This is a genomic window from Acinetobacter sp. ANC 4862 (genome assembly GCF_004336635.1).
Lineage (GTDB): Bacteria > Pseudomonadota > Gammaproteobacteria > Pseudomonadales > Moraxellaceae > Acinetobacter.
On sequence record NZ_SJXH01000062.1, the window covers coordinates 1 to 9,331 of the forward strand.

Annotated in this window: 8 protein-coding genes, 1 tRNA gene and 1 pseudogene; 2 read left to right on the forward strand and 8 right to left on the reverse strand. The window is 34.7% G+C overall.

Translation table 11 applies throughout. The annotated features are described in order from the left end of the window. A pseudogene (locus tag E0409_RS16120) lies at positions 1–193 on the forward strand (IS256 family transposase); the annotation flags it as partial. Positions 194–298: 105 nt separating this feature from the next. Here the strand turns inward: E0409_RS16120 and E0409_RS16125 are convergent. From E0409_RS16125 to E0409_RS16150, 6 genes are all read right to left on the reverse strand, one after another. Then, on the reverse strand, positions 299–520 hold the full coding sequence (locus tag E0409_RS16125; RefSeq protein ID WP_131292529.1) for a hypothetical protein: 222 nt from the start codon (positions 518–520) through the stop codon (positions 299–301). Between the two features lie 222 nt (positions 521–742). After that, complete coding sequence (locus E0409_RS16130; RefSeq protein ID WP_131292532.1) at positions 743–2,857, reverse strand: nuclease-related domain-containing protein; 2,115 nt, start codon at positions 2,855–2,857, stop codon at positions 743–745. Between the two features lie 63 nt (positions 2,858–2,920). After that, positions 2,921–5,560, reverse strand: coding sequence for a bifunctional aconitate hydratase 2/2-methylisocitrate dehydratase (locus E0409_RS16135; RefSeq protein ID WP_131292536.1), 2,640 nt, complete (start codon positions 5,558–5,560; stop codon positions 2,921–2,923). A 296-nt stretch (positions 5,561–5,856) separates the two neighbouring features. After that, positions 5,857–6,126, reverse strand: coding sequence for a hypothetical protein (locus tag E0409_RS16140; protein ID WP_131292539.1), 270 nt, complete (start codon positions 6,124–6,126; stop codon positions 5,857–5,859). Between the two features lie 156 nt (positions 6,127–6,282). Next, positions 6,283–6,642 (reverse strand): hypothetical protein, encoded by a 360-nt coding sequence (locus tag E0409_RS16145; protein WP_131292542.1) that lies wholly within the window; start codon positions 6,640–6,642, stop codon positions 6,283–6,285. Between the two features lie 156 nt (positions 6,643–6,798). Then, positions 6,799–6,875: transfer RNA gene (locus E0409_RS16150), tRNA-Met, on the reverse strand. A 574-nt stretch (positions 6,876–7,449) separates the two neighbouring features. Between E0409_RS16150 and E0409_RS16155 the strand changes: the two genes are divergently transcribed. After that, a complete protein-coding gene (locus tag E0409_RS16155) occupies positions 7,450–7,659 on the forward strand; it encodes a cold-shock protein (RefSeq protein ID WP_053577989.1) in 210 nt (69 codons plus the stop codon). A gap of 1,159 nt (positions 7,660–8,818) precedes the next feature. Here the strand turns inward: E0409_RS16155 and E0409_RS16160 are convergent. Both E0409_RS16160 and E0409_RS17020 read right to left on the reverse strand, forming a co-directional pair. Beyond that, entirely contained in the window at positions 8,819–9,058 is a 240-nt protein-coding gene (locus E0409_RS16160; RefSeq protein WP_131292545.1) for a hypothetical protein, read from the reverse strand. 96 nt (positions 9,059–9,154) lie between these two features. Continuing rightward, a complete protein-coding gene (locus E0409_RS17020; RefSeq protein ID WP_353682215.1) occupies positions 9,155–9,322 on the reverse strand; it encodes a transposase in 168 nt (55 codons plus the stop codon). Positions 9,323–9,331: the final 9 nt, after the last annotated feature.

Here is a 9,331-nt window from a genome sequence, read left to right on the forward strand (position 1 = left end):
ATCATTGAATAGCGTGATTCGCCATTCAACTAAAAAGAGAAAGATCTTCTCTTCTGATGATTCAGTGAAAAAGGTCATTTATTTAGCAACTTCAAATGCTGCTAAAAAATGGACAATGCCAATTCAAAATTGGCGTTTAGCGATGAATTGGTTTACGATTCAGTTCGATGATCGATTAAAAGATCATTTATAAAAAATGGAACTTACACAAAATAATTTACAGGCTCATGTTTTAAAACAGATATAAAAATGGGCTGACGTTAATGCCAACCCATGTCTTTATTTATCGAATAAAATATTATTTTGACTCAATGTCATACACCCAATTTTTAGCTTGTTTCTCTGTCGTGGTTTCACAAACGTAGTAATCGTGATCCCATGAATTTGGATGGAAAATTTCACGTTTGTGATAAGTTACTTTTTTTGAATTTTCTGTACATTCAAAGCTTTCACCTTGATCTTTGACTTGGGTTCCATTCAGGAAACCACCAATACAGAGGAAGCGTGATTGTTTTGCCATTTGGTTAGATCAACTTTTAAATCACTAAATTATGTGGTGATTAAACAATTTATTATTCGAACTGTAAAGCATCGCCAATGACAAGCGTATAAGAACTATCAATAAAACCAGAATAGTATTTTTCTATTAATTTAAATCATAAGCAATAAAGATGATTTAAATTATGAGTTTTAAAGAGACATAACGCCAATCAGTATTATAAATTTTATACTGCCTACTTTTTCAAACAAATTTTGCACGCATCTGTTCAATACTGTCTTCATAATTATTTAACTGTTCTGTCCAAAACTTGTTATTTTCAATATTTTTTATAAACTCAATGCATTTAACTTCTGTGATTTCTTCCCTCTCTTCCAGATTACCTTCAATTATTGCCTGCATAAAAGATGAATCAGAATTTAAAGCTATTATAAGCTCATCAAGCGAAACTTTTAGATGACCATTAAAATATTCATGGTCAAATTCTAAACTAGTATCAACAATCCAAGAATGTATTTTTACATCTTTATTATCTTCAAAATATTCTTGTACAAAATCATATTTTATATACTCTACTTTTTTAGTGAGCTGATATGCTGCTTTTTTCAAAGTAAAATTTCGATATTCATATATTTCTTTAATACTACTTCTTATATATGACGATTTAATTTCCATAACTATAATATGATTTTCATAAATCACTATTAAATCAATTTCGCCCGCATTTCCATTTTTTGGTAAGTATTGTGCGAAGACTTGAAAACCAGCTTTCTTAAATTTTTCTGCCAAGTTCAACTCAATCTGATCAGTTTCGCCTTTAAGTTCAAGCCTATTTTTATATAATTTTCTCACATAATTGACTATTGACGTATTTAAATTTTGGAAAGCCGTTAACCAAGGAAATTGAAAAATCAAGTCATCAACTTTATAAAAAGGTTTTTGCATAAATGTGGAATCATCACTTTCATCATATAAATTGCAGCTCCAAAAGTCTAAAATTTGATTCATCATTCTATTTTTTTCATTATTAGAGCCAATTGCAATCCATGAAGACATCTTTTTAGCTTTATCTTTTTGCCATGCAAAACTCATAGGCATTCTATTTTGCCCAGTCATCATTCCATTCATCATCAGCATTTTTAATGCCTCTAGATTATCATTGGTTTGATTTAAGAATTCTAAAAACTTTTCAATATGATCTTTTAAATAGTGTGCCTGCGATAAAGTAATAGTTTTCAAGACATCAAATAAATCAAGACTTACATTATTAATCTTTAATTCGTTAATCCCATAAAGATTACTTAGTTGTTCTTTTATCCCCAGAGCTTTCGATAAAGCTATTGCATTGGCTTCTAAATTTTCGCCTGTATTAATAATGCTATAAATATAATCGGAAGACATAAGTTTATTGCTTCCTTTTAAAAACCAATAATTTAAAAATATTGCGTGTTTTTGAGACCAGTGATCATCTTTATCTTTTAAATTTGTATGTATTAATTGCTTTTCTTTTAGATTGTAATTGACAGACTTATTAAAGCAGAAAGACTCTAATACATTTCTTTGATAATTTTGGATTTCTACTCTTATGGCAATTAATTTTTTAAATGTTTCATATTCAAATATTAATTCTTCTGTTAAGCCATCACCTATCATAAATGGCATCATTTTAGATTTAAGTGCCAAACCCAAAGAATTTTCTGTCAGAACTTTGTTATTTCTTCGAGAAGTTTTAACAATATGATCAAATGCTTTCCATACACTTTCAGCTGAATTACTTTCATTTAAATCATATTGATAAGGCAAATAATGAAAAAAATCTTGATTAGGTATTAAATATTCATAGGCATATAAACTGCTAAATATCATCGCTGTTACTTGACCAATACTTAATTCTTTCTTAATTACTTCATATTCTTCTAATCTAGAAACATATTCTGATTGAAGTTTTTCAACAACCCTAAGAAAAGAAGAAATTTTGTGTATTGATAAATCAATATCTATTTCTTTGACAATATTCCAAGAATTATGCTCTGAATTTAGAATAATTCCCGAATACCTAACTGCCAAAATAAAACTCTCAACATCAAGCTTTATGAAATCGATGCAAACTTTTTTTGCTGTAATTGTATAACGAATATATTGGCTCAAAGCTAAAATGTAGTTTTCACTTTTAGCTTCATCAACTGTAAGTAACTTAATAAAATTTGATTGCCAAAACATATCAAACTTATTTTTGAACAATCCTATCTTAGGTTGTGTACTTTTATATAAAAGGTCTTCAACAATTTTTTCTTTTGCAATTTCAGCACCAAATTTCAAAAATAAAGTTTCAAATTTTTCTTCGTAATAATTTTTCATAAAAAATAAGGGCTGATTAATCAGCCCTTATTTTTAACTCAATTTAAATTATTTTTCAATAACTTATGATAATTGAGCAGCAGCAATTTTCTTAGTATCAACGTCTTTAGCAGCATTTGTATATTCGCCCATTTTGTCGAAGCTTAGGTATTGATAGATATCAGCTGACATGCTGTCAATTTGAGCTGCGTACTGTTGGTATTCTTCTGGAGTTGGTAATTTACCAAGTACAGCAGCAACAGATGCAAGTTCAGCAGAAGCTAAGTAAACGTTAGCACCTTGACCTAAACGGTTCGGGAAGTTACGAGTAGAAGTCGATACACATGTCGTGTTCGGAGCTACACGTGCTTGGTTACCCATACATAATGAACAACCTGGCATTTCAGTACGCGCGCCAGCTTTACCATAAATGTTATAGAAACCTTCTTCCATCAACTGATGTTCGTCCATACGCGTAGGTGGAGCAATCCACAAACGAGTTGACAATACGCCACCAGGAACTTTTTCAAGTAACTTACCAGTTGCACGGAAGTGACCGATGTTCGTCATACATGAACCAACGAATACTTCGTCAATTTTCACGCCTTGAACGTCAGAAAGCAGTTTCGCATCATCTGGATCGTTCGGGCAGCAAAGAACAGGTTCTTTGATGTCGTTAAGATCGATTTCATACACTTTAGTGTATTCAGCGTCAGCATCAGCTTTAAGAAGGCTTGGGTTAGCCAACCATTTTTCCATGTTCTCAACACGACGAGCCATAGTACGCGCATCGCCATAACCTTCAGAAATCATCCACTTCAACATAGTGATGTTTGAACGAAGGTATTCAGCAACTTTCTCTTCAGAAAGCGTGATAGAACAACCAGCAGCTGAACGTTCAGCAGAAGCATCAGAAAGTTCGAACGCTTGCTCAACAGTCAGGTCAGTTTCCATTTCTGTTAAGTCGATCTCAAGGATACGACCAGAGAAGATGTTTTTCTTACCTTTCTTCTCTACAGTTAAGTCACCCGCTTGAATTGCGTAGTAAGGAATTGCATGTACTAGATCACGAAGCGTGATACCAGGCTGCATTTTACCTTTGAACTTAACAAGAACAGATTCAGGCATGTCTAATGGCATAACACCAGTTGCTGCAGCAAACGCTACAAGACCAGAACCCGCCGGGAATGAAATACCAATTGGGAAACGAGTATGCGAGTCACCACCAGTACCAACAGTATCTGGAAGAAGCATACGGTTTAACCAAGAGTGAATAATACCGTCACCTGGGCGTAAAGACACACCACCACGGTTCATGATGAAATCAGGAAGCGAGTGTTGCATTTGAACGTCAACTGGTTTTGGATACGCAGCTGTATGACAGAAAGATTGCATAACAAGGTCAGCAGAGAAGCCTAGGCAAGCCAAGTCTTTCAATTCATCACGAGTCATTGGACCTGTTGTATCTTGCGAACCAACAGTTGTCATCTTAGGTTCACAGTAAGTACCTGGAAGTACACCTTGACCTTCAGGAAGACCACAAGCGCGACCAACCATTTTCTGTGCTTGAGTAAAGCCTTTGCCAGTCGCAGCAGGTTGAACCGGAGTACGGAACAAAGTAGAAACTGGAAGACCTAAAGCTTCACGCGCTTTAGTTGTCAAACCACGACCAACGATTAAGTTGATACGACCACCCGCACGAACTTCATCAAGAAGAACTGGAGTTTTAAGGTCAGCTTCAGCAATTACCGCACCGTCTTTAGACGCAGTAACTTTCGCAGCAGCATGATCAATCTTAAGAACGATTTCGTCGCCCATGTTCATGTTAGCAACATCGATCTCGATTGGTAAAGCACCAGCATCTTCCATAGTGTTGAAGAAAATTGGAGCGATTTTAGAACCTAGGCAGTAACCACCGTCTTTTTTGTTCGGGATGTGCGGGATGTCATCACCAAAGAACCAAAGTACAGAGTTAGTTGCAGATTTACGAGATGAACCTGTACCAACAACGTCACCTACGTAAGCAACTTGGTTGCCTTTCGCGATAAGCGCTTTAATTTGATTTAACGGACCAACTTCACCTGGTTTTTCAGGGTTGATACCATCACGTTCATTTTTCAACATCGCATTTGCGTGTAATGGGATGTCTGGACGGCTCCAAGCGTCTTGAGCTGGAGACAAGTCATCTGTATTTGTTTCGCCAGTTACTTTGAAAACTGTCAATTTAATTTCAGATGGAACGTCTGGACGTGTAGTGAACCATTCAGCATCAGCCCAAGACTGCATAACTGCTTGAGCGTTTGCGTTACCCGCTTTCGCTTTATCTGCAACGTCATGGAACGCATCAAATACAAGAAGGGTTTTTTTCAACGCTTCAGCAGCAAGTGCAGAAAGTTCAGCATCGTCAAGCAATGCAACTAAAGGCGCAACGTTATAACCACCAAGCATAGTACCTAGCAAGTAAACCGCACGTTCTTTAGAAATAAGTGGAGAAGTTGCTTCACCTTTTGCCAAAGCAGCCAAGAAAGCGGCTTTAACATAAGCAGCTTGGTCAACACCTGCAGGAACACGGTTTTCTAGCAAATCAACTAAAAATGCCTCTTCACCAGCTGGGGGATTTTTTAATAGTTCAACCAAGTCAGCTGTTTGAGCATCGTCAAGTGGCTTCGGTGGGACTCCGAGTGCGGCACGTTCTTCAACGTGTTGGCGGTAAGCTTCTAGCACGGTGTTATTCCTCTTTTTTAAAAAATTACCTGTGAATTCCAGCTTCTATAAAGCTTCACAAATAATATGGACTGCAAAATTTTACTAAAATTCCAGTTAAAAGTTAATGCAAGTAGAGTGTTTCTTTATGATGTCCGTTATTTAGTATCTAAATGATGCTCATATTGATCACTCAATAATCAAGCCCACCCCAATGTACACCTTCAATGATGATAATAATTAACTTTTGACTAAAACTCATACATAAAAAAGGCAACCTAATGTTGCCCTTTTTTTTAAAAGAAAAACATTCAACCTTAGTGGACTGTCGTTGCATTCATGTATTCACGTAAATCATCGCGACAACCTTCAAATTTAACCTGAATTTCATCCTCATGAAGCATAGCATGGTCTGCGCTGGCAAATGAAATATGAACCTGATAAAGCTTCGTTTCTTGATCAATTATATGCCGAAGGTAGACTTTATCGCCCAAACTGAGTACGTAATGACTTCCGCCCATCACGACAACACCCTGTTCATCTTCTAAGAGCAAGTCTGCATTATGTAGATAACCCACAACGTCCATATAGCGCTCCTTAGTTTTTTTGTAGTTATTTTCATTATTCACTATTTATATAAGCTTTTCTATATTTACGATTTACTCAAATGTCACAATTTATGCCGACTATGCTTAGGCTATTTTTAGATATTTAAATAATAATAAATATAAAAAAACCGTTCTTTAGAACGGTTTGTAGTCTGGCATTTTATCGTGCGGAGTCGCGATACATTTTTCTGTGATTTTTTGCTTAAATTGATTACGGCTTGCTTGTGGATCTGCAGTAATTTCAGCTAATGGAAATGCATAGACTTGTTCAATAATATCCAAGATGAATGTTTTTGTCGTTGCATCTTCAATTTTATTGGCATGTTCTAATGCTGCAGCTTTATCAATTGCATTTTGACGGTCATACATAATTGTATTTGCAGCATTTCCCACACTTGTACAATAGCCTTTCCACTGCTCTTCAGCAGTTAATGGTTTTTTTTCAGCACAACCCACCAAAGCAACCAACACCATTAAAGTGAATAACTTATTCATGAACCTTCTCCTATTCCCTCTATCATAATCAAAGTTAAGGGAAATACGAAATAATGCTTCCTTTATATAGGGAAAAACCCGAGTTTAGACTTAAACAAAAGGCATAAAAAAAGCCTAATCTGTGTAGATTAGGCTATAAACTCTTTATTCTTTCGTTGGTAGCGGGAGCTGGATTTGAACCAACGACCTTCGGGTTATGAGCCCGACGAGCTACCAGACTGCTCCATCCCGCATCAACGAGTTAGCTTTATACGCCTTAAGCCATTACAAAGCAAACTTTATTCAGTTTTAATTAAAAAATAACGCATTCAGGCATTCATTGCCTGTTTAAACCCTAAATTCACAATAATAAGCCCCATGAAAATATTAATAAGGACTGCTTTAAAGTCAGTATGTAGATGTAGGTATTTTTTTATAATGCGTAAGATGATCAATCTGGAAAAATTTAAGTCACTTTTTCAAATAAAGTCGTTTAAATCTATGAAATAGCATCCAAACATGACTTTAACGCGATAAAAAAATCATCAGAACCAAAAGATAAATTATTGATTTACTGAAAATAATTATTTACTTACAAATACCCGGTATAAAAAGCATCAATAGTTAAATATTAGCTTGCACATTCTTAAAGATGCCTGTATTCTTTATCTCAACTAGAAAAATAGTTTTGTTCTGGTAAATCTTTTTGTATTTCGCAGTTTTAGTCATAATCCTTCGTTTTTCAGATTTAAAGTTCCATTCATATTTTCAAGTTAACACCCGGTTTTTAAATAAACCAAAAAATATTAAAGTTTATAGGATTGTATTATGTCTAATACTGTTAAAGGTACTGTTAAGTGGTTCAACGAAACTAAAGGTTTCGGTTTTATTCAACAAGAAAACGGTCCTGACGTTTTTGCTCATTTCAGCGAAATCGCTAACTCTGGTTTCAAAACTTTGGCTGAAGGCCAACAAGTTGAATTCAGCATCACTCAAGGTCAAAAAGGCCCGAATGCTGTAAACATCGTAGCACTATAATTCTAAAATTATTCTTACATTAGTAAGATAGTTTAAGAGTAAAAAGCGAGAGTTCACTCTCGCTTTTGCACATCTGAGCTTTATAAAAATACTTTTTCTATCAATAAATAAAACCAATATTTGGCTTAATAAATAATCACTTAACTTCTTTTAGGCAATCCCGACACACTTTGATTTCTTCATCATCAGCCGTGTATTCAATTTCAGTCGCACCATGTAGACCAAATAAACACATTAAGAAGTGGAACATACTTTTCTCCTGACAAAAAAAAGCCCACTCCGGTAGTAGTTTGGTGTGGGCTTATAAACTAAGGACCTCTGAAGGTCAGGAAACTACAGCTAGTTTCTATTGATAATTATACACACTTTTCAAGTGAACTTTAACTAAAATAAACCAAAAGTTAAAATATTAATAAATAAATCAATTTATTAACAACAGCTTAAGCAATTATGTATCAAGTGTTAATAATTCTTTCAGGGTTTTAATCATGGCAAATTCGCCATAATTAGAATTTAGGTGCCCTGATATTGCTTACACAGGCATTTCTCAGGGCATTAAAAATGCTCACATTTCTGTAAGCATTTGTGGTAATTCCCGTCTTTCCGAGTGTCAATCGATTCGCTCAGTTAGATGATCTATAACCTCATCTAACCTAATGGAAAAATTACTCGATATTTACTATTCAATCAATCAATTTATTTCGTAATTTTTTGATAAATATCACGTTTAATTCACAACTGATCTGATTCTGGTGTGATTCAACCTAATTAAAATCTGGCGCGCTTTGACAGGTAACTTTCAGTCAATTAAAAAGCCCACTTACTCCTTCAAATAAGTGGGCCGGTGCTGCAGTCATTTTCTTCGTTTTACATGCGTTTTATTGTATTCGCAAGATTAAAATATCACCAAAAATTTGACTACAAAGTATAGAAAATATAGAGAAACTGTTTTGACTCATTTACTTTGAGTTATTTTTCTTTTCATACAATAAATTCTAAACATTAAAAAAGCCCACCTATTACTAAGTGAGCTTCTTTCTAACCATTTGCGCTGAATTAGAGCTATTGTTTAAAAACAATACACTCTTAATACCACGGTTACTGTTCAATAGGCAACAAAAGCCCGATCATTTGACCGAGCTTTTGTTGCTATATAAATCTATTCTTTTGAGCACTTCACTTCAAGCTGGTGTTCGTCTTGAGTAACCTTAATTTTAATATTCTTATATTTTCGTTTGTTTGGATCCATTGCTGAGCCTGCTACTTCTTCAAAAAATCCGCGATCATTCATTAGCTCGCCATATGCTTTATAACCTAACAAAATCTTTTCAGGTTTTTTGCCGTTAACTGCTAATTCACTAAGAGTATCATCTAATTTCTTGACAGTTAGAATTGCCATTTCAATTAAAGCTCAAAAATAAAAAAAGTCATTATCCTTTATTCATATGAACAAACAATGTCAAAAAGCCCACCTTCCGATGAGCTTCTACTATAGCTAAATACCAAATAAATCATTACAGTAATCTTTAAACAATTTATCAATATCTTTAACTCTAAACTTATTGCGAATCATTTTTACTCGTGACCACATTTTTTCTATAGGATTTAAGTCCGGGCTATATTTAGGAAGCCACACAATGTAATGGCCTGCACAGCGTATCAACTCCTGAAG

Excerpts from the sequence above, each read along its gene's own strand:
- E0409_RS16125 (WP_131292529.1), bottom strand. The coding sequence starts at position 520 with ATGGCAAAACAATCACGCTTCCTCTGTATTGGTGGTTTCCTGAATGGA.
- E0409_RS16130 (WP_131292532.1), bottom strand. The coding sequence starts at position 2,857 with ATGAAAAATTATTACGAAGAAAAATTTGAAACTTTATTTTTGAAATTT.
- E0409_RS16140 (WP_131292539.1), bottom strand. The coding sequence starts at position 6,126 with ATGGACGTTGTGGGTTATCTACATAATGCAGACTTGCTCTTAGAAGAT.
- E0409_RS16145 (WP_131292542.1), bottom strand. The coding sequence starts at position 6,642 with ATGAATAAGTTATTCACTTTAATGGTGTTGGTTGCTTTGGTGGGTTGT.
- E0409_RS16155 (WP_053577989.1), top strand. The coding sequence starts at position 7,450 with ATGTCTAATACTGTTAAAGGTACTGTTAAGTGGTTCAACGAAACTAAA.
- E0409_RS16160 (WP_131292545.1), bottom strand. The coding sequence starts at position 9,058 with ATGGCAATTCTAACTGTCAAGAAATTAGATGATACTCTTAGTGAATTA.